Source organism: Alishewanella sp. HL-SH06 (assembly GCF_052656265.1).
Genome location: NZ_CP199752.1, coordinates 1,857,209 through 1,878,566 on the forward strand (window position 1 = coordinate 1,857,209; position 21,358 = coordinate 1,878,566).

At 46.3% G+C, this 21,358-nt stretch carries 19 protein-coding genes; 9 read left to right on the forward strand and 10 right to left on the reverse strand.

From position 1 onward, the window contains the following. Positions 1-15: 15 nt before the first annotated feature. The gene (locus ACUJFK_RS08600; RefSeq protein ID WP_445426690.1) at positions 16-477 is read right to left on the reverse strand and encodes an alpha/beta hydrolase; all 462 of its coding nucleotides are present in this window, start codon (positions 475-477) and stop codon (positions 16-18) included. Between the two features lie 61 nt (positions 478-538). Then, on the reverse strand, positions 539-1,165 hold the full coding sequence (gene upp / locus ACUJFK_RS08605; RefSeq protein ID WP_306176654.1) for a uracil phosphoribosyltransferase: 627 nt from the start codon (positions 1,163-1,165) through the stop codon (positions 539-541). A 116-nt stretch (positions 1,166-1,281) separates the two neighbouring features. On the opposite strand from upp, the gene ACUJFK_RS08610 reads away from it, so the two are divergent. The 5 genes from ACUJFK_RS08610 (at position 1,282) to ACUJFK_RS08630 (ending at position 7,616) form a co-directional block, all read left to right on the forward strand. Beyond that, entirely contained in the window at positions 1,282-3,501 is a 2,220-nt protein-coding gene (locus tag ACUJFK_RS08610) for a DPP IV N-terminal domain-containing protein (RefSeq protein WP_445426691.1), read from the forward strand. Positions 3,502-3,753: 252 nt separating this feature from the next. Further along, positions 3,754-4,428 (forward strand): TetR/AcrR family transcriptional regulator, encoded by a 675-nt coding sequence (locus ACUJFK_RS08615; RefSeq protein WP_268964719.1) that lies wholly within the window; start codon positions 3,754-3,756, stop codon positions 4,426-4,428. An 18-nt stretch (positions 4,429-4,446) separates the two neighbouring features. After that, a complete protein-coding gene (locus ACUJFK_RS08620; protein ID WP_229585218.1) occupies positions 4,447-6,762 on the forward strand; it encodes an acyl-CoA dehydrogenase in 2,316 nt (771 codons plus the stop codon). Between the two features lie 116 nt (positions 6,763-6,878). After that, entirely contained in the window at positions 6,879-7,373 is a 495-nt protein-coding gene (locus ACUJFK_RS08625; RefSeq protein WP_445426692.1) for a GNAT family N-acetyltransferase, read from the forward strand. 33 nt (positions 7,374-7,406) lie between these two features. Then, complete coding sequence (locus ACUJFK_RS08630) at positions 7,407-7,616, forward strand: hypothetical protein (protein ID WP_445426693.1); 210 nt, start codon at positions 7,407-7,409, stop codon at positions 7,614-7,616. A gap of 333 nt (positions 7,617-7,949) precedes the next feature. On the opposite strand, the gene ACUJFK_RS08635 is transcribed toward ACUJFK_RS08630, so the two are convergent. Beyond that, positions 7,950-8,996 carry a Leu/Phe/Val dehydrogenase gene (locus ACUJFK_RS08635; RefSeq protein ID WP_445426694.1) on the reverse strand — a complete coding sequence of 349 codons (1,047 nt, stop codon included), beginning with the start codon at positions 8,994-8,996 and terminating at the stop codon, positions 7,950-7,952. A 381-nt stretch (positions 8,997-9,377) separates the two neighbouring features. On the opposite strand from ACUJFK_RS08635, the gene ACUJFK_RS08640 reads away from it, so the two are divergent. Next, positions 9,378-9,803, forward strand: coding sequence for a DUF4826 family protein (locus ACUJFK_RS08640; RefSeq protein ID WP_226750926.1), 426 nt, complete (start codon positions 9,378-9,380; stop codon positions 9,801-9,803). A gap of 77 nt (positions 9,804-9,880) precedes the next feature. On the opposite strand, the gene ACUJFK_RS08645 is transcribed toward ACUJFK_RS08640, so the two are convergent. The 6 genes from ACUJFK_RS08645 to ACUJFK_RS08670 form a co-directional block, all read right to left on the reverse strand. Then, positions 9,881-11,035 (reverse strand): ribosomal protein uL16 3-hydroxylase, encoded by a 1,155-nt coding sequence (locus ACUJFK_RS08645; protein ID WP_306176649.1) that lies wholly within the window; start codon positions 11,033-11,035, stop codon positions 9,881-9,883. 178 nt (positions 11,036-11,213) lie between these two features. Further along, entirely contained in the window at positions 11,214-12,584 is a 1,371-nt protein-coding gene (purB, locus tag ACUJFK_RS08650; protein ID WP_306176648.1) for an adenylosuccinate lyase, read from the reverse strand. A gap of 26 nt (positions 12,585-12,610) precedes the next feature. After that, complete coding sequence (gene hflD / locus ACUJFK_RS08655; protein ID WP_445426695.1) at positions 12,611-13,234, reverse strand: high frequency lysogenization protein HflD; 624 nt, start codon at positions 13,232-13,234, stop codon at positions 12,611-12,613. After that, a complete protein-coding gene (gene mnmA, locus ACUJFK_RS08660) occupies positions 13,235-14,338 on the reverse strand; it encodes a tRNA 2-thiouridine(34) synthase MnmA (protein WP_445426696.1) in 1,104 nt (367 codons plus the stop codon). It lies immediately after the preceding gene. A gap of 69 nt (positions 14,339-14,407) precedes the next feature. Further along, positions 14,408-14,863: an NUDIX domain-containing protein gene (locus ACUJFK_RS08665; RefSeq protein ID WP_226750931.1), complete on the reverse strand. Its 456-nt coding sequence runs from the start codon at positions 14,861-14,863 to the stop codon at positions 14,408-14,410. Positions 14,864-14,905: 42 nt separating this feature from the next. Then, on the reverse strand, positions 14,906-15,532 hold the full coding sequence (locus ACUJFK_RS08670; RefSeq protein WP_445426697.1) for an rRNA large subunit pseudouridine synthase E: 627 nt from the start codon (positions 15,530-15,532) through the stop codon (positions 14,906-14,908). Between the two features lie 219 nt (positions 15,533-15,751). Between ACUJFK_RS08670 and ACUJFK_RS08675 the strand changes: the two genes are divergently transcribed. Further along, positions 15,752-17,980 (forward strand): NADP-dependent isocitrate dehydrogenase, encoded by a 2,229-nt coding sequence (locus ACUJFK_RS08675; RefSeq protein ID WP_306176645.1) that lies wholly within the window; start codon positions 15,752-15,754, stop codon positions 17,978-17,980. A gap of 231 nt (positions 17,981-18,211) precedes the next feature. Here the strand turns inward: ACUJFK_RS08675 and cspD are convergent, their stop codons facing one another. Beyond that, complete coding sequence (cspD, locus tag ACUJFK_RS08680) at positions 18,212-18,424, reverse strand: cold shock domain-containing protein CspD (protein ID WP_226750933.1); 213 nt, start codon at positions 18,422-18,424, stop codon at positions 18,212-18,214. A 201-nt stretch (positions 18,425-18,625) separates the two neighbouring features. Here cspD and clpS point away from each other — a divergent pair, with 201 nt between their 5' ends. Next, on the forward strand, positions 18,626-18,946 hold the full coding sequence (clpS, locus tag ACUJFK_RS08685; protein ID WP_226750934.1) for an ATP-dependent Clp protease adapter ClpS: 321 nt from the start codon (positions 18,626-18,628) through the stop codon (positions 18,944-18,946). Between the two features lie 62 nt (positions 18,947-19,008). Continuing rightward, positions 19,009-21,273, forward strand: a complete 2,265-nt coding sequence (gene clpA, locus ACUJFK_RS08690; RefSeq protein ID WP_306176644.1) for an ATP-dependent Clp protease ATP-binding subunit ClpA — start codon at positions 19,009-19,011, stop codon at positions 21,271-21,273. Positions 21,274-21,358: the final 85 nt, after the last annotated feature.

Consider the following 21,358-nt stretch of genomic DNA (forward strand, 5'->3'; position numbering starts at 1 on the left):
TTAACGCGGCTTTGGCTAACGGATTTTTTTAAACAGCCGCACACCTTCAAGGGTTCTGGCCAGTAATAGCATAGAGGGGGGAAATAACACCGGGTCAAGTAATACCACCCCTTGAAATAACTGCGGATGCTCGGCGTGGATAAGAGCGGTTAATACGCCACCAAAACTATGGCCTAAGCCGTAAACGGGCGCAGTGCCAAACAATGGGCGATGAGTTAACCAGGCTTCTGCGGCAATCTGCGCAATGTTATTCCAGCCTAAAAACTGCTCGCCATGATCACTATCACCATGGCCTTGGGCGTCTGACAAGAACAAATCATAGTGTAGGCTCAGTTGGCGTAGCATGGGGCTGTAGGTTAGGCCGCTAAAGCCGTTACCGTGCATAAAATGTAATACAGGCTTGCCACTTGGCACGCTGTGTTGTCCGCGCACGGTTAGGCCCTGTGCGCTGTTATAAGACCATGGGATCAACTGCATGAATTTTCACTTCAAAAAAATACGCATTAAGTACTTAATACTGTGCATGGGCACTAACGGCTTATTTAGTACCAAATAATTTATCACCGGCATCGCCCAAGCCTGGCAAGATATAACCTTGCTCATTTAAACCTTGGTCTACCGCGGCGGTATAAAGCTCGATGTCAGGATGTGCCTCGGCTAAGGCTTTAATTCCCTCAGGAGCGGCAACTAGCACCAGAGCTTTGATTTGTTGGCAGCCATGCTGTTTTAGTAAATCGATGGTAGCAATCATCGAGCCGCCCGTGGCTAACATGGGATCAACAACAATCGCTAAGCGTTGATCTAAATCGGCAGCGAGTTTTTTAAAGTAAGGTACCGGTTTCAGAGTTTCTTCATCACGATAAATACCGACCACGCTAATGCGAGCGCTGGGGATTAAATCTAAAACGCCGTCTAGCATACCCAAGCCCGCGCGCAGAATAGGCACTACGGTCACTTTTTTACCTTGAATTTGTTGAACGTCGCAAGGACCGTTCCAGCTCTCTATCGTCAGTTGCTCAGTGGGCAGATCTTTGGTTGCTTCATAAGTCAGGAGGCTACCTAGTTCTGCGGCTAATTGGCGAAATTGGCGAGTGCTAATATCGGCTGCGCGCAATAAACCAATTTTGTGCTGCACCAGTGGGTGTTTTACTTCGGTCAGTTTCATCAAGATTTCCTCTGTTCAGCGCAGATAAGCCTAACGCAATCTGCTTTTGCTTGCAGTTTATATCGAAGCATTATACAAACGTTACGCTTAATTACAGCAAAAACACAGGAACAAAAATGCCAGTGAAATTACCACGTGTTTTGATAACACTCAGTTTATTACTTGGAGGTGCCGCTATGGCTGATGCAAAGCAACTTGAACTGGAGCGACTGTTCGCCGATCCAGTGTTAAGCGGCACGACGCCTCGTTCTTTGACCATGGCACCTGACGGTAGCCGTGTTACCTATCTTAAAGGCAAAGTTGAAGATGCCAACCGTTTAGATTTGTGGCAATACCATATTAAAGAGGGCAAACACAGTGTGCTGGTGAATGCCGACCATTTAATTAGTGGTGCAGAAACACTGTCTGATGAAGAAAAAGCCCGCCGCGAGCGACTACGTTTATTTGCTTCGGGTATTGTCAGTTACAGTTGGTCTAAAAGTAGTGACGCTTTATTATTCCCTTTAAATGGTGATTTGTATTACTACCAGCTCGCCAGCAATAAAGCAAAAAAGCTGACAAATACCCCAGAGTTTGAAACCGATGCCACCATTTCACCTACTGGCCGTTATGTTGCTTTTATTCGCGAGCAAAACTTGTTTGTGCAAGAGATAGCGACCGGTAAAGAAACCCAACTGACCTTTGATGGCGGTGGTGATATTAAAAACGGGATGGCCGAGTTTGTGGCACAGGAAGAGATGGGCCGCATGACAGGTTATTGGTGGGCTCCGGATGACAGTAAAATTGCTTTTACCCGAACCGATGAAAGTGGCGTTGCCGAGGTGGTGCGCAACGAAATTTATGCTGACGAAATTAAATTGTTTAAGCAGCGTTATCCTTACACCGGCACCGCTAATGCGACCATCCAATTAGGTGTTGTAACATTAAACGATGGTAGTGTGACCTGGCTACCGCACGGTGATAATGCTGATATTTATCTGCCAAGAGTCGAGTGGAGCAAAAACGCACGGTATGTAAGTTATCAATGGCAAAGCCGTAACCAACAGCAATTAGAACTGCGCTTGGTTGATCTTGAAACGGATCAACAAAAAGTACTGTTAACGGAAACCAGCAACACGTGGTTGAACCTGCATGATGACTTACACTTTTTAAGTAATAACCAAGGCTTTATTTGGGCCTCTGAGCGCAGTGGTTATAAACATTTATATCACTATGATTTTAATGGCAAGTTACTGCGTCAGCTCACCGCGGGCGACTGGGTGGTGGATCAGCTAGATGCCGTCAACGAGCAGCAAGGTTTGCTGTACTTTACCGGGCGCAAAGATAGCGTGCTAGAACGTCATCTGTATCAGGTGAGTTTAAAAGATGGCAATATTAAACGCATCACAGAAGCCGGTTATGATCATGCCGTGGTTGTGGCCAAAGATGGCAGCAGTTTTATAGATAGCTTCTCAAATGTCACAACGCCCGATAAAGTAGCGCTGCGTGCCATGGATGGTCAGGTACTCACCTGGTTAGCGCAAAACACCTTGAACGCAGATCATCCGTTAAGCCCTTATCGTAGCGAGCTGAATGCCCCGCGTTTTGGCACGTTACAGGCCGAAGATGGTCAAACCTTACATTACCGTTTATTTGAACCCAAAAATATCGAGCCAGGCAAACAATACCCTGTGGTCGTCAGTGTCTACGGCGGGCCTCATGCTCAGCGTGTGACGAACAGTTGGAGTCAGCGCAATTTGTATCTGCATTATTTGGCGCAGCAAGGCTATCTGGTATTTCAATTAGATAATCGTGGTTCGTACAACCGTGGTAAAGCCTTTGAAGATCCGATCTATAAAAAACTCGGTGAGGTCGAAGTGGATGATCAAATCACCGGTGTTAAGTACCTACGAACTTTGCCTCATGTTAACCCGCAGAAAATAGCGATTTATGGCCATAGTTATGGCGGTTATATGGCCATCATGACCCTGTTTAAAGCCGGTGATTACTTCACCGCCGGCGTTGCGGGTGCGCCTGTTACCGACTGGGCCTTGTATGATACCCATTACACTGAGCGTTACTTAGGGCACCCACAACAAAACGCCGAGGGTTATCGTGATAGCGCGGTCTTCCCTTATGCCGATGGGCTAAAAGGCGATTTGCTGATTTATCATGGTATGGCAGATGATAATGTGTTGTTTACCCACAGTACTAAGCTGTATAAACACTTACAGGATAAAGGCCTGTTGTTTGAGATGATTGACTACCCAGGCAGTAAACACTCGATGTTTGGTCAGCCGGTTCAAACGCATTTACATAAAAGCATTACGCGCTTTTTTGAGCGTACTCTGAAGTAAAAACCACGCTAACAGGTCGGCGGTTCAGTCGGCCTGTTACTTTGCCTACCTAAAAAAGCGATAACTTGGCGAGATCAACGCGCTGAAACGCCGCTATACAGCGAATGGCAAACTTAACCGCCTGCCTAAAACCCTTTATCTGACTAACGCAACATCACGGTATTACTTGCACTCACTGCAGAATGTCACTTGACAGACCAGTGATTCAAACGTACATTTCAAACAGGTGTTTAAAAAACATGTTTGAATAAAATGAGTGTGAAAGTGAATACACAACTAAAAATTTTGGATGCGGCGCAAAATCTGTTTGCCGAAGCCGGCTTCAATGATACTTCACTACGCCAGATCACGACCAAAGCGGAAGTGAATCTGGCCTCGGTTAATTATCACTTTGGCTCGAAAAAAGAACTGATCCAAGCGGTGCTTCAGCGTTATTTGCAAGTGTTGATGCCGCGTTTAGATCATGAGTTTGATCAATTACTGGCGAAAACTCAGCCGCATAGCTTACCGGATATCCTCGCTGTTTTCGTTAAGCCCTTGTTAGAGCTTAACCATGTGCAGCGCAAAGGCACCCGTACTTTCTTGCAACTGTTAGGGCGCGGTTATACCGATGTGCAAGGCCACTTGCGTTGGTTTATCAATCATCATTATGGCCAAACCCTAGATAAGTTTGTGTTACTTGTGCAACAAAGCTGCCCACATTTGCCTGCGAGCGTGTTGTTTTGGCGGTTGCATTTTTCACTGGGTTCCATTGTCTTTACCATGGCATCCAACGATGCGTTGGCAGAAATTGCCTTAGCCGATTTTAACGAGTCGGTTGATATCGAAGGCGTGATAGCACGCTTGATCCCTTATTTGGCGGCAGCCATTGCTGCGCCTGTATTGACGAATGTTATGCCGACAGGCGTAACACAAACCGTAGCCTGATGCTGGAAGGAAGCTGAAATGGTCTTTTTATTATTAATTATCGTTATTCTGGTGGTGGTATTCGGTGTCACCTCCATTCGACGCAGTCTGATCACCAAACCTGTGTTTGGTATTTTCAAAAAAATCTTACCACCTCTTTCAGATACTGAACGAGAAGCGATGGAAGCCGGTGACGTGTGGTGGGATGGTGAACTGTTCAAAGGTAAACCAGACTGGCAAAAACTGCACAGTATTCCTAAAGCCGAGTTATCGGCCGATGAGCAAGCCTTTATGGACAATCAAGTTGAAACCTTGCTGAAGATGCTGGATGACTACAAGATTGTGCAAGAAGAGCGAGACCTGCCTAAAGCCGTGTGGGATTACATTAAAAGCGAAGGTTTCTTCGCCATGATTATTCCTAAGAGCTATGGTGGGCGTGAGTTTTCAGCCATCGCCAACTCGACCATCGTGTCGCGTATTGCTACGCGCAGCTTAACGGCTGCCGTGACCATTATGGTGCCTAACTCTTTAGGCCCCGGTGAATTGTTAATGCACTACGGTACAGAAGAGCAAAAGAACCGCTGGTTGCCACCCTTAGCCAATGGTACTGATGTGCCGTGTTTTGCCTTAACCGGCCCTGAGGCGGGCTCTGATGCGGGCGGTATTCCTGATACCGGCGTAGTGTGTAAAGGCGAATTTGAAGGTAACGAAGTACTGGGTATTCGTTTGAACTGGGATAAGCGCTATATCACCTTAGCACCTGTGGCAACGGTGTTGGGCTTGGCGTTCAAATTATCTGATCCTGATAAGTTACTGGGTGAGAAAGAAGAATTAGGCATTACTTGTGCGTTAATTCCGACCAGCCATCCTGGTGTGCAAATAGGTGATCGTCATTTCCCAATGAATATGGCTTTTATGAACGGTACCACTTACGGTAAAGACGTATTTATCCCTATTGATTGGATTATTGGTGGGCCAGAATATGCTGGTCGCGGCTGGCGCATGCTGGTGGAATGTTTGTCGGCAGGACGCGGTATTTCATTACCGGCGCTGGCCACCGCAACGGGCCATTTAGCGGCTCGGATGACGGGCGCTTATGGTTATGTGCGTCAACAGTTTGGTTTATCGATTGGTAAATTTGAAGGTGTGCAAGAAGGCTTAGCGCGTATCGGGGGCTTAACTTACACATTAGAAGCCATGCGCGTGATGACCGCGGGTGCGATTGATCAAAAACTTAGCCCTGCCGTCGTCACCGCCATTGCTAAATATCACATGACGGAGATGTCACGTATTTTATTAAACGATGCGTTTGATATTCATGCCGGCAAAGCCATTCAGTGCGGCCCGATGAACTATTTAGCACACGGTTATATGGGCGTGCCTATTTCGATTACCGTTGAAGGGGCGAACATTTTAACGCGCAACTTGATGATCTTTGGTCAAGGTGCCACGCGTTGTCACCCTTATGTGTTAGCGGAGTTAGAAGCCGCAGCCAACCCGAATGCCGATGAAGGTTTAGCGCAGTTTGATAAGCTATTAATGGCGCATGTTGGTTTTGCGGTAGGCAATACGTTTTCAGCGTTATGGCAGGGCTTAACGGCCGGTGCCTTTAACACTGCACCGGTGTCGGGTGACACGGCTCGTTATTACAAGCAATTAAGCCGCATGAGCCGTGCCTTAGCGCTAAGTGCTGATGTATCTATGTTGATGCTGGGCGGTGATTTAAAACGCAAAGAAATGCTTTCAGCGCGTTTAGGCGATGTTTTAAGCCAGTTGTATATTGCTTCGGCCGTATTGAAGTTTTATGAAGATAACGGCCGTCAACAAGCGGATCTGCCTTTTGTACATTACAGTGTGGCGCGTGCTTTATATGAAATCGGTAAAGCCTTTGATGGTTTCTTTGCTAACTTCCCTAATCGTATTGTGGCACGCACATTACGTACTTTGGTGTTCCCATTTGGTATCGGCTACAAACTGCCAACCGATGAAGTGGCGCAGCAAATTTGCGAAACACTGTCTAAACCCAATGTGGTGCGCGATCGCTTAACGCATCTGTGTTATGTCGGTGAAGGCGCGGATGATGCCACAGGGCTAATGGAAGCGGCTTTTGTTGCGATGTATGAAGCTCAGCCATTATTGAAGAAAATAGCTCAGGCGCAAAAGTCTGGTCAGTTAGCGCGTAAGCAACCGATGGTGGATACCATTAAGCAAGCGTTAGCGGCGAAGATTATTTCAGAAGCTGAAGCTGCGTCACTGCATAAAATGAATGAATTGCGGTTTAAAGCCATCAGTGTGGATAGCTTTAAACCCGGCGAACTCGAAAAATTCAGTTTACCGAGTAAAGATGCAGCATAATCGCTAACGCGTTGAAGAAACCGGAGTATACTCCGGTTTTTTTTCGCCATAACGCAGGCTATAGTAGTATCTCAATTTGAGCCTAGCCTGACATTTTATGATCCCAAAGGTATTTTATGAATAATCACAGCACGATCCGTTTAGCAACCGAGGCTGATTGCGCCTTAATTTTAGCTTTTATTCAGGGCTTAGCTGAGTATGAGAAAATGGCAGATCACGTGGTCGCCACCACCGAAAAGTTACAACAGAGCTTGTTTGGCGAGAAGCCCGCAGCCGAAGTGGTGATTGCTGAGTATCAAGGGCAGCCGGCGGGCTTTGCTTTGTTTTTTCATAATTACTCTACATTTTTAGCGCAACCTGGGCTGTATCTGGAAGATTTATTTGTACTACCTGAATTTCGGGGTAAAGGTTTAGGTAAATTATTATTAAGCTATTTAGCAAAATTGGCCGTAGAACGTGGGTGTGGTCGATTTGAATGGTCAGTGCTGGATTGGAATCAACCGGCTATCGACTTTTATCAATCGCAAGGTGCCAGTCTTATGCATGACTGGCGGATCACTCGTGTTGCCGGGGCGGAATTACAGGCACTAGCTGCTTCTTATCCGAATTAATGAGTGGCGTTAACATTTTCTGAAGGATTGCTGTTGAAAATGTCTCAAGTGAAAAAAGCGTCAGCAACGGCTGGAGTTGTGGTTTCCTCTGGTCGTAAGCATCAGGCTAAGGTTGTGATCAAACAGCGAGTGAGCAAGGCAAAGCCGCAATCGATGTTTTGGCTACATGTGAGTATTTTTCTATTGATTATTTTATCAATCTTACTAATAGCTTGGGATTTAATCGTTAAGTTTATCTTGTAGGGCTTGAGCTGTTGCGGCGTTGTTTTGTCTTTAAATGGCTAGGCTGGAATGGTGTGGGTTGTCTGTAATAATGAGCCACAAAGAGCACATCAGCGTGGTACTGTGCAGTTAAGTGTGCAAGATTACGCGCTTAAGCTTGTTAACACGCCAAACAGAGAGTTAAGTTTTAGCTGCGGTCTACCGTACAGCAGTGCAGGTTAGTGCTGCACGGTCGATTCGAGTAAGGTGCTGCGTTTGCCAGCCATGGCCTTGATGGCTTAAAGCAAACCGCGGTTCATTAACCGCGTCGCCTTAAGCCATCATTTCCTTCATACATTGCTGCACTAAAACGCGTTATAACCGTTTACCGCGAGCAATAATTTCTTGCGCCATCAAATCCGCTACGGTGCTGGTGGGTAAATTTTCTGCATCAGCACGTTCAAAAATAGTCAGCAAGGTGTCGTAGATTTGCTTCACTTTTGCCGTTGACTCAGAGCTACTATAGCCTTGTGGCCGCATCTCAAAGGCGACATTGATAATGCCACCGGCGTTAATCACATAGTCTGGTGCATATAAAATACCCATTTGACGTAACTTCTGGCCATGCTCTGCGCGCTTTAATTGGTTGTTGGCACAACCTGCGATAATTTTTACTTTTAACTGTGGCAAGGTGTCGTCATTTAATGTGGCACCGAGTGCACAGGGGGCATAGATATCAGCATCAACCGCATAGATGTCATTTAAGCCTACAGCTGTTGCGCCAAATTGATTCACCGCCCGAGTGATGGCGTCTTCATTGATATCAGTAACAATCAGTTTCGCGCCTTCAGCGTGTAAATATTCACACAGGTAAAAACCCACGCTACCTAAACCTTGCACCGCGACAACTTTACCATTCAGATCGGCCGAGCCAAACTGATGCATCGCGGCGGCTTTAATACCTTGGTAGGTGCCTAGCGCAGTAAAGGGAGCAGGGTTACCGCTTTTACCTTCTAAACCGGCCACGAAAGGCGTTTCCTGGTTCACTTGCATAATATCGTGTGTGGTAATGTTCACATCTTCAGCACTGTAATAGCTGCCATTTAAGCGATGGACCATTCGACCAAAGGCACGGAACAAGGCTTCAGACTTGATGGTTTTAGCATTACCGATAATCACAGACTTACCACCACCTAATGGCAAACCGGCCATAGCGTTTTTGTAAGTCATACCGCGAGATAAGCGTAGTACATCGACCAGTGCATCTTCATCTGAGACATAATCCCACATGCGGCAACCGCCGACAGCCGGGCCTAAGCGGGTACTGTGCACAGCAATGATGGCTTTTAAGCCAGATTCCTGATCACTGCAATAAACCACTTGTTCGTGTTGATCAAATTCAGAATGATTAAATACAGCCACAATGAACTCCATTGGAATAAAAGCGGATAAAGCGCTACCGTTTACGTTTACGTTAACTGTAGCCGATGTTTGTGGCGCGGAATTTACCATTTAGTCCTACTTTATGCCAGCTTTCCCATGAAATAATGACTGGTCAGACCGCACTCAGAGACACGTCTGATCTGTCTATTGCCAGCAAAGCATCATTCAGCTCTAAATTGTCTCAGCGTGTGGTCAAATGAGTCTCAGTGTGGTCGGACCGGTGTCTGAGTGTGGTCGGAGCTGATAGGGCGTTGATAGGTGAACTTTTTGGATGGGGTGGGCTGATTCTGCGCTATCAAGACTTGATTGTCGGCAGCGAGTCACCTAAAGTAGCGGCAACTACAACATAGGAAGCCGTTTATGAGTGAGTCGTTAACTCAGAATAATGCTGAAATCAGTGATGCGGAGCGCACAGAATGGGTGCGAACGCAGTTTCAAAAAGCCAACGAATACCTTGCAACTAAAGGTATTATCCCCGATAACGTTGCCGTGAGTGAAAGCCGTTACTTACCGCCTTATGTGGCTATTTGGAAACTGAATACCCGCGAGAAAAAATCCTTTTGGGTGATCAGTGGCGACTTACCAACAGACCATATGGCCATCGGTGCAGCACCTAATGCACGTGAAGCGATCCGTGCTTTTGCGTTGCATTGGCAGTTAAAGGCCGAGCAAATTATTCAAGCGGGTGTGTCTGATAAAACTCAGCAAGATTTTGCTAATTTATTGGTTGCTCGTGCGCACGGTTTATATGACTTGTTTGATGACGAACAATTGTGGCAAAGCTAGCACAAGCGCCACTCAAATCTGTATTTTAATCTTTACAAAAAAACCGCTGTTAAGCGGTTTTTTTCTGGGCAGAGAGCTTACTCAACAAAGTACCACAAGCCTTGATTGATCAAATCGGTGAGCAGCAGCAAACGCTCTTCGCGGGCAATAAAATGCATACAGTCTTGCTGACTAATGTTGGGGCTCTGTGTCAGCAGTTGCGCGGTGTGTAATTCCTCTGAGGGTAACACTATTTTCTCACCATCAATAAACAACAAAATATCACAGTCAGGTTTTTGCTGATAATAACTGCAGCGTAAACCGCCGATACTGGCCAGTACGGAGCCTTCTTCTAGGTATTCCGCAATTTCTTCGGCTTGATAATGCGGATCAGGCTCTTGCTGATCTAATTCATGCTTAGCTTGAGTAATGTATTGGCCAAACCATTGCGGGAGTAATTGTCGATCACTAATCAGTTGTAGTAACAATTGCTGCACCTGATCTAAATCTTGTTCACTGATCGCGCCGTTTTGCGGAGTTAATTGCCGAGCAGGATCGGTGAAACGTTTACCAACAATCTCGTGGTCAATTAAATAATCGGTTAAACCGGTAAGTAAATCTTTTTGTGCTGGCGCTCGAAAACCCACAGAGTAATTCAAGCTGTTATCAATAGAGATGCCATCGTGCGGACAACCTGGTGGAATATATAAAATATCACCTGGCTCTAAAATGGCATCAATACAGGCTGTAAAAGGGCTAACTTGTAATAAGCGTGGGTGCGGGCAATGTTGCTTCAGGGAAGCATCGGGCATACCCACGCGCCAATGGCGTTTACCTTCGCCTTGGATAATAAAAACATCGTATTGATCCAAATGCGGGCCAACACCACCACCTGGCGTGGAAAAGCTGACCATCAAATCATCTATCCGCCAATTCGGGATAAAACGAAACGGCTCTAATAACGCCGCCGCAGGCGGATGCCAATGATCGACGGCTTGAACTAACACCGTCCAATCACGTTCACCGTAGCGATTAAAATCTTCAAAGGGGCCGGTTTCTAATTGCCAGTTGCCCGCATGACATTGCACCAGACGTGACTCGACATCTTCATCTAAGGCCAAGCCCGCCAATTCATCGGCGGATAAAGGGTCTTTAAATTCTTGAAAACCTTGCTTGATCAGCAGCGGCTTTTTTTGCCAATACTGCTGCATAAAGTCTGCAAGGCTAAGCTGTCCGAGGTGTAATGTGTACATATTTGGGCACCGAATAAAGGATCGAAAGGGTTAGCACAATTGGCCGGTTAGCGTTGAAACGTAAAGCCGCTAACTTAACGTTTCAACGCTTTGCAGCTTGCCAGCTTAAAACGAATAAAGGCGAGTTGCTCGCCTTTATTCGTCAATGCCACATCAAGCTTCAGTGACAACTAAGTGGTTAGTCTAATAACTCAACTAACCGTATCGCATCACCAATATAACCGGCTGGGCTAAGCTGTTTCATTTCCGCTTTAGCCTGCGCCGGTAAGTCTAGGCCATCAATAAACAAGGCGAGATCATTGGCGCTGATCCGCTTACCGCGAGTCAGTTCTTTTAACTTCTCGTAAGGTTTCTCGATGCCATATTTACGCATAACAGTTTGCACCGGCTCGGCCAGTAATTCCCAGTTAGCGTCTAATTCGGCTCGTAAATTGGCTTCGTTCACTTCTAACTTACTGATGCCTTTTAACGTGGCTTGATAAGCAATTAAGGTATAACCAAAACCGACGCCAAGGTTACGTAATACGGTTGAGTCAGTCAGATCGCGCTGCCAACGAGACACCGGTAATTTGGCTGAAAGATGGTTAAATAGCGCGTTAGCAATACCTAAGTTACCTTCTGAGTTTTCAAAATCGATCGGGTTCACTTTATGCGGCATGGTCGATGAACCAATTTCACCGGCAATCGTTCTTTGTTTGAAGTGACCCAAGGCAATGTAACCCCAGACATCACGATCAAAATCCAGCAAAATGGTATTGAACCGCGCAATGGCATCAAATAATTCGGCAATGTAATCATGTGGTTCGATTTGTGTGGTGTAAGGGTTCCACGTAATGCCCAGCGAGCTGACAAAACGCTCCGCAAATTGATGCCAATCGATATCCGGATAAGCCGATAAGTGTGCGTTGTAGTTACCGACAGCGCCATTTATTTTACCCAGTAGGCTGATCGCTGCGATTTGTTCACGCTGACGCTTTAAGCGCATGTAAACATTGGCCATCTCTTTACCCATGGTGGTTGGCGAGGCTGGCTGACCATGCGTTCTGGCCATCATAGGAACGGCTTTTAAATCAACCGCTAGCGTTTTCAGTGCGCTAAGCAGTGCATCACACTCAGGTAATAAGACTTGGCTGCGCGCATCGTGTAGCATTAACGCGTGTGATAAGTTGTTGATGTCTTCAGACGTACAGGCAAAGTGGATAAATTCACTGATGGCCGCTAATTCGCTGTTGTTAACAACTTTTTCTTTTAACAGATATTCTACCGCTTTAACGTCATGGTTCGTTGTGCGCTCAATATCTTTAACACGCTGGGCATCGGCTAAACTAAATTCGCTGACAATCTTATCTAAAATGGCATTGGCTTCGGCAGATAACGCCGGTACTTCAGCAATTTTTGGCTCTGCCGCCAGTTGTTGTAACCAACGCACTTCGACAGTGACCCGGTATTTAATTAAACCGAATTCGCTGAAAATTGGGCGTAGGGCAGCCGCTTTGCTACCGTAGCGACCATCCACCGGCGAAATTGCGGTAAGGGCATTAAGTTCCATGAAATCTCCTGAGGTATCGTGCTTAGTTAGATACTGTTTAATGCGGCTTCTGCCGCAGCCAATAATTTACGTCGCTTAAATACAAAATGTAGCCGGCTACCGCCAGCTTGCCGCCAAAGTACGGCTGCTCGCACAGCGGCTAGCAGTAATGCTCGTACCTTATGCTGCACACTGTTTTGACTGAGTAAGTCGGGTTGGCCGTAAATTTGAATACGGGCCCCCAAGCTGCTGATACATTCGGTGTAGATGTCTGCTAACTTAGCGATAATGGTTTCGTCCGTTACGGTAAAGTGCTGTAACTGACGGTCCATCTGCTGTAACTGATTGCCGAGCTTTTGCATATTCTTGCCGTTTTTATTCAGCCGGCGCTCTAGGGCTAATACGCCAACTAAATAGCGGGTTAATTCGACATCTTTCTTTGGTTTATCAGCAAGTTGTTCGATAATGAGTTCAAAACCCTGCCGCAAGTTTTGCATCTCGCCGCCATAAATATCGAGCGGCTCAGCCGGGTTAAGATTCACAACACTACCAAGCGCAATGGCTAATTGACCTTGTTGCGATTCGCTGCTGCGAGCAACCGTTTGCACCAATTTTACCGCCTGACACAGGCCCGCTAAAGCAATCAATTGAGTTTGTAACGATGCTTCCATTTAGTTTAACGCCTCATCAATAATGCCGCCGCCCAAACAGACTTCGTTTAAATAAAATACGGCAGACTGACCTGGAGTAACGGCCTTTTGTGGCTGATCAAATTCGACTTTTAACCGACCTTCAGACAACGGCGTAACCAAACAAGCAATGTCGGTTTGACGGTAACGAGTTTTCACCGTTAAGCGCTGCGGTTGTTGCGGCCCCGTGCGATCAACCCAGTCTAATTGCGTGGCAATTAAGCCGCTAGACAACAGGGCCGGATGGTCATGGCCTTGTGCCACTAATAAATGATTTTTCTGAAGATCTTTACCCACCACATACCAAGGTTCGTCGCTGCCATCACGTAGCCCGCCAATACGCAAGCCTTTACGTTGGCCAAGGGTGTGATACATCAAGCCATCATGTTGCCCAATCACTTTCTGATCATCAATACTGACAATATCGCCTGGTTGTGCCGGTAAATATTGTTGTAGAAAATCTTTAAATTTGCGTTCGCCAATAAAACAAATACCGGTGGAATCTTTTTTGTCGTGGGTGATCAAGCCTTGTTGTTCTGCAATAGCACGCACGGCCGGCTTTTCTAGCTCACCTACCGGAAACAACGTTTGCGCAATATGCTGTTCAGCGAGTGTGTATAAAAAGTAACTTTGATCTTTATTTTGATCTAAACCACGCAGCATTTGCCAATGGCCGTCTTGCAAGCGGCGGCGCACATAATGACCGGTAGCAATATAATCGGCTTGCAAGGCTTCAGCGGCAAATTCAAGAAAGGCTTTAAATTTGATTTCTTTGTTGCACATGATATCGGGATTTGGCGTGCGACCGGCTTGGTATTCAGCCAAAAAGTACTCAAACACGTTATCCCAATATTCAGCGGCGAAATTGACTTTGTGCAGCTTAATGCCGAGCTTATCGCACACGGCTTGCGCGTCGGCCATATCTTCGGCGGCAGCACAGTATTCGTCATTATCGTCTTCTTCCCAGTTTTTCATAAACAGGCCTTCAACCTGATAACCCTGTTGTATAAGTAACCAGGCTGATACTGAGGAATCTACGCCGCCAGACATTCCGACGATGACTTTTTTACTGCTGTTATCTGACATGACACCGCACTTAACTTAGCTGAAAATTAAAGGCGCGGATTATACCACCAAATTTAGTCGGGCAAAATGCTAACGCAGCGGCTCAATCAGATTAAGTGCCAACCGAGTGCCTTGTAAGTAGCTATTGATGGCATCATGCACCAGTCGACTGCGTGCTGGAACGGGGTGCTGGCGTAATTCGTCGGCGCTTAGCCAATGCAAGGCGAGTATATCGTTATCTTGCGGTTGGTAGTGTTGCGGTAGCGAGTCGGGTTCAAATAAAAAGTTAATCCGCACATAAGTATGGCCGTTACTTGCCGCTAATTGTGAGATGCCAAGCCAAGCAGTAGGCGTGAGTATTAAACCGGTTTCTTCTGTCACTTCGCGACATACTGCACTGAGTACATCTTCATCTTCTTCCATATGTCCAGCTGGCTGATTCAGTACTTTATGACCGTGTTGCTTGTCTTGCTCTTCCACAAATAAAAAACGGCCTTGATACTGAATAACCGCAGCCACGGTCAAATGTAATCGATTTCTACTCATGCAGTGTCATCCTGTAAAGCAAATAGCCCTTAACAGAGCCGTTTAACGGGTTAGCGGGATAGTACGGCTCATACCCGGTGCTAGATCGGCCAGTTGCCAATCACCAATTTGCCAGCGCACTAAGCGCAGCGTAGGAAAGCCGACCGCAGCGGTCATCCGTCTAACTTGCCTATTACGGCCCTCGCTAATGGTTAAACTTAGCCAACTGGTTGGAATATTAGCGCGATAACGCACGGCTGGGGTGCGAGGCCACAGCTCGGGCTCGGCCATCCGTTGTGCTTGGGCGGGCAGGGTGAGGCCATCTTTGAGTTGCACACCTTGGCGCAATTGCTGCAGTGCCTGTTCGCTAATGTCACCTTCAACTTGTACCCAATAGGTTTTAGGGGCTTTAAATTTCGGATCGCTGATGCGTTGCTGGGTTTTACCGCAGTTGGTCAGTAATAACAGGCCTTCACTATCTCGATCTAAGCGACCTGCCGCATACACATCTGGAATATCAATAAAGTCTGCCAGCGTGGCGCGCGGTGGGGTACTGTTGTCGGTAAACTGGCTTAACACATCAAAAGGCTTATTAAAAAGCACTAAGATCGGTGTTGTAACACTCTCGCCATTGTTTTTTTTGAAAAAGCCCTTATGTTTGGATTGGGCTGCTGATGTTGATTTTTTCACACAAATTCTCGACGTTAATCTGGGGCAAACCGCCGCCGTTACCAGTAAGCATCCTAACGCGTGAATTAGAACATTTACTGGTCGGTCATACTGCGCCTGTTTTAATCTGATTGATGCTGATATAATCAGTCGGTTTTTTGCTGCGTTTAAAACAATTTCCACGCTCGGGTGGCAATGGCCCTGTCAATGCGATCCGTCGATTACAATACAGGAACTAACATGTCGAATGAAAGTGCAAAAATTATTTACACCATAACTGACGAAGCGCCAGCACTGGCGACCCAGTCTTTATTGCCAATTATCGAGGCGTTCTCTGCCGCTGCCGGCGTAGTGGTTGAAACCCGCGACATTTCATTGTCAGGTCGGATTATTGCCAGCTTCCCTGAGTTTTTGACACCAGAGCAACGGATCAACGACGACTTAGCTGAGTTGGGTGAATTAGCTAAACAGCCAGACGCCAACATTATTAAATTACCGAATATTAGCGCTTCATTACCGCAATTAAAAGCAGCGATAAAAGAATTACAAGCGCAAGGTTATGCTTTACCTGATTACACAGAAGAGCCAAAAACCGAGCAAGAACGTGACGTCAAAGCGCGTTATGACAAGATCAAAGGCTCAGCCGTAAACCCGGTTTTACGTGAAGGTAACTCGGATCGTCGTGCGCCGGCTTCGGTTAAGCAGTATGCGCGTAAAAACCCGCACAGCATGGGTGCATGGAGCAGCAGCTCAAAATCACACGTTGCCCACATGAGTGCCGGCGATTTTTATGGCTCTGAATTATCTACCACTATGGCGGCAGCGGATGTGTTAAAAATCAGCCTGCAGCAAGCCGATGGCAGCGTACAAGTACTTAAAGAAAAAGTGCCAGTATTAGCCGGTGAAGTAGTTGATGCTACCATGATGAGCGTAGCCGCCTTACGCGAGTTTTACGCCGCTGAGATTGAAGATGCCAAAGCGCAGGACGTGTTGTTCTCGTTACACTTAAAAGCCACCATGATGAAAGTGTCGGATCCAATCTTGTTCGGTCATGCGGTTAAAGTATTCTACAAAGAAATTTTCGCAAAATACGCCACAACCTTTACTCAATTGGGTTTAGATGTTAACAACGGTATCGGCGATTTATACGCCAAGTTACCGCAGTTACCTCAAGCTGAACAAGACGCGATTAAAGCTGATATTGCCGCGCTGTATGCGGATAAACCCGCCATGGCGATGGTAAACTCTGATAAAGGTATCACCAACCTGCACGTGCCAAGCGATGTGATTATCGATGCATCTATGCCAGCGATGATCCGTAGCTCAGGTCAAATGTGGGGTCCAGATGGTCAATTAAAAGATACCAAAGCGGTCATCCCTGATCGTTGCTATGCCGGTGTTTATCAAGAGACTATTGCCTTCTGTAAGCAAAACGGTGCTTTTGATCCTCGTACCATGGGCTCAGTGCCTAACGTTGGCTTAATGGCGCAAAAAGCCGAAGAATACGGTTCACACGATAAAACGTTTGAAATCGCCGCGGCAGGAACTGTTGTGGTAACCAACAGCAAAGGCGAAACCGTGTTCAGCCATAAAGTTGCGGCCGGTGATATTTGGCGTATGTGCCAAGTAAAAGATGAGCCGATCCGTGATTGGGTTAAATTAGCGGTTAATCGCTCACGTTTAAGCAACACGCCAGCCATTTTCTGGTTAGACAACCAACGTGCTCACGATGCTGAATTGATCAAGAAAGTGCATGCTTATTTAGCGGATCACGACACTGATGGTTTAGATATTCAAATCATGTCGCCGGTAGAGGCAACCCGTCATACCTTAGCGCGTATGAAACAAGGTTTAGACACGATTTCGGTAACCGGTAACGTATTACGCGATTACTTAACCGATTTATTTCCGATCCTTGAGCTGGGTACCAGTGCCAAGATGTTATCTATAGTGCCATTGATGAACGGTGGTGGTTTATTTGAAACGGGTGCAGGCGGTTCAGCACCGAAGCACGTTGAGCAATTCGTGCAAGAAAACCACTTACGTTGGGATTCATTGGGTGAGTTTTTAGCGTTAGCGGCGTCGTTAGAACATTTAGCCCAAGTTGCTGATAACAAGGTTGCGCAGATCTTAGCGGATACGTTAGATAAAGCCACCGCTCAGTTTTTAGATAACGACAAATCACCACGCCGTAAAGCGGGTGAGTTAGATAACCGTGGTAGCCATTTCTATTTAGCCATGTACTGGGCACAAGCGATGGCGCAACAAACTGCGGATGCTGCTTTAGCCAGCCGTTTTGCTAAGCTAGCCGACGCTCTGCAGTCTGGCGAGCAGCAAATATTGGCCGAGTTAAACGGTGTGCAAGGTCGTGAAGTGGATATCGGTGGTTACTACCGTCCGGATCAAAGCAAGGCTGCAGCGGCCATGCGTCCAAGTTCAACACTAAACGCTGCCTTAACTGCCCTGTAAGCATTTGGGCAAGTTGTTTGGTTAAGCAAAAAGGCGCAACCCTCGGGTTAGCGCCTTTTTTCTGCCTGTAGTCACTGTAATGTAGAGAGAACAGCCAACGTTGTGAACCTGAAACAGCTCAGCAAGGTTGTGGATTGTACTCGGGCAGTTTAGTAAGCCACATCGGTTATTGGGGCAAGCTAACATTATGGCTAATGAACTTACCGAAATAACCGTAACGTGATCGCTTACTTATTCTTCGCCAGGAAGTTTGATATTAACTGCATGTAAGCCCTTAGGCCCTTCAGACAAGTCAAACTCGACATCCTGACCCGCTTTTAGCGTGCGGTAGCCGTCCATGGTGATGGTTGAATAATGCGCGAAGATATCTTCGTCGCGCCCATCTTCCCGGATAAATCCAAATCCTTTTGCATTATTGAACCATTTTACTTTACCGGTAGCCATACTACTTACATCCTTCTCTAAGTTTAGCTATATTCTGTATGCTTGAGCTTCATGTTAGAGGAGCTTTTTGGTTGCTCCACTATCTAATGTAGATAATTTGTACAGACAGTCAAGGTATTTGCTGAAATATGCTAAATACTTTTACGCAATTTTAATTGAAGCGCCTTTGCTGGATGGCGCGCGCATGGCTATAGTTTATTTATGAGCGGTAATAACAATCCAAACGTACACTTTGATGACATTGCAGAATTAACGCGGCAACGACTGGCGCCACCCCCTATGTACAAGGTGGTTTTGCACAATGACGATTTCACGCCTATGGATTTTGTTATTGATGTGCTGTCACGGTTTTTTAACCTGCAGTACGAGCAGGCAACAGAAATTATGCTGAAAGTTCATTATGAGGGTAAAGCTGTTTGTGGCATCTACACGGCAGAAATAGCAGAAACTCGCGTACAGCAGGTCAGTGATTATGCCAAGGAGCATCAGCATCCGCTGTTATGCACCATGGAGCGAGCATAATCCAATGGGAACACCGACTGTGGTCGGAGAATTATCTAACTCAGGTGGATTAGGAGTAGTGCATGTTAAATAAAGATCTTGAGTTGACACTGAATGCGGCTTTCAGGTTCGCGCGTGACCGTCGTCATGAATTCATGACAGTAGAACATCTGCTGTTGTCCTTACTCGATAACCCTGCAGCAGGAGCAGCGTTAAAATCCTGCGGGGCTAATATTGATAAATTGCGCCACGAATTGGCCAGCTTTATTGACTCCACTACACCCGTATTACCCGAAGGCGAACTCGAGCGGGATACCCAACCTACTTTAGGTTTTCAACGTGTTTTACAGCGCGCGGTATTTCACGTGCAGTCTTCAGGTAAGTCAGAAGTCACCGGCGCCAATGTGTTGGTGGCGATTTTCTCAGAACAAGAGTCTCAGGCGGTGTATCTTCTGAAAAAAATCGATATCACACGCTTAGATGTAGTCAATTACATTTCACACGGCATCGCTAAAACCGAAAAGCTGGAGCAGCATGACGATACGCCCCCTGAAGATATGGGCGAATCCTCGACTGATGAGCATCGTTATTTAGAAAACTTCACGGCAAACTTAAATCAATTAGCGAAAAATGGTCAAATTGATCCGTTAATTGGCCGTGATGCCGAAGTCGAGCGGGCGGTACAAATTTTATGTCGGCGTAAAAAGAATAACCCTTTACTGGTTGGTGAAGCCGGGGTGGGCAAAACCGCCATTGCCGAGGGCCTAGCGTGGCGTATTGTGCAACAACAAGTGCCTGAGGTGATTGCTGACGCAACGATTTACTCATTAGATATGGGCGCGTTACTGGCCGGTACCAAATACCGTGGCGACTTTGAGAAACGCTTAAAATCGCTACTAAAAGAAGTGGAACAAGAAAAAAATGCCATCTTATTTATTGATGAAATTCATACCGTAATTGGTGCTGGTGCCGCCTCTGGTGGCGTTATGGATGCCTCGAATTTAATTAAACCGTTATTATCCAGTGGGCGTTTACGCTGCATGGGTTCAACAACCTATCAAGAATTTAAAAGTATCTTTGAAAAAGATACTGCCTTGGTACGTCGTTTCCAAAAAATTGATGTGTTAGAACCGAGTGTTGACGACACGACGCGTATTTTAATTGGTTTAAAAGAGCGTTATGAAAAACATCACAACGTTAAATATACCCAAAAAGCGTTGCGTGCGGCAGCGGAGTTATCGGCAAAATACATTAACGAACGGCATTTACCAGACAAAGCCATCGATGTCATAGATGAAGCCGGCGCGTCACAACGCTTATTACCGGCCTCTAAGCGCCGTAAAACGATTAACGTGGCAGAGATTGAACAAGTTATTGCCAAAATTGCGCGCATCCCTGAGAAGTCGGTATCGGCTTCAGATAAAGATGTGTTAGCCAATTTAGATCGTAATCTAAAAATGGTGGTGTTTGGTCAGAACGAACCGATTGATGTATTAACCTCGGCCATTCGTTTATCTCGCTCAGGTTTGGGCAATGAAGAAAAGCCGATTGGTAATTTCTTATTTGCGGGGCCAACCGGTGTGGGTAAAACCGAAGTGACCAAGCAATTGGCAAAAGTGATGGGCGTAGAGTTATTACGCTTTGATATGTCTGAATATATGGAACGCCATGCGGTGAGCCGCTTAATTGGCGCGCCGCCAGGCTATGTCGGGTTTGAACAAGGCGGCATGTTAACCGATGCCGTGTCTAAGCATCCCTATTCGGTGGTGTTGTTAGATGAAATTGAGAAAGCCCACTCCGATATCTACAACATTCTGCTGCAGGTCATGGATCATGGCACCCTAACCGATAATAATGGCCGGAAGATTGATTTTAGAAACGTGGTGTTGGTGATGACCACCAATGCGGGTGTACAAGAAACCATCCGTAAAACCATTGGCTTTAAGCAACAAGATCATAGCCATGATGCGTTAGCCGAAATTAACCGGACTTTTAGCCCTGAGTTTCGTAACCGCTTAGATGGCATTATTTGGTTTAAGCATTTAGATCCTGACATTATTTTGCAAATCGTTGATAAGTTTATCTGTGATCTGCAAGTGCAGTTAGATAAAAAACAGGTGTCGTTAGAGTTAACTGCCGAAGCAAGACAATGGTTAGCAGACAAAGGCTATGATCCGGCAATGGGCGCACGGCCGATGGCGCGGGTAATTCAAGAGCATTTGAAAAAGCCGTTAGCGAACGAAATCTTATTTGGTAGTTTAAGCAGTGGCGGCGACGTGAAAGTTAGCTTAGTTGCTGATGCGCTGCAGTTTGATTATCAATCGAGCCAAGCTTTAGCAGATGCCTGATGAGTAAGCAGTTGCTGCCTAATCGGGTAGTGGCTGCTTGTTTAATTACTCGTCATCAAAAATGATTTAACGCAAAAACCCGGCG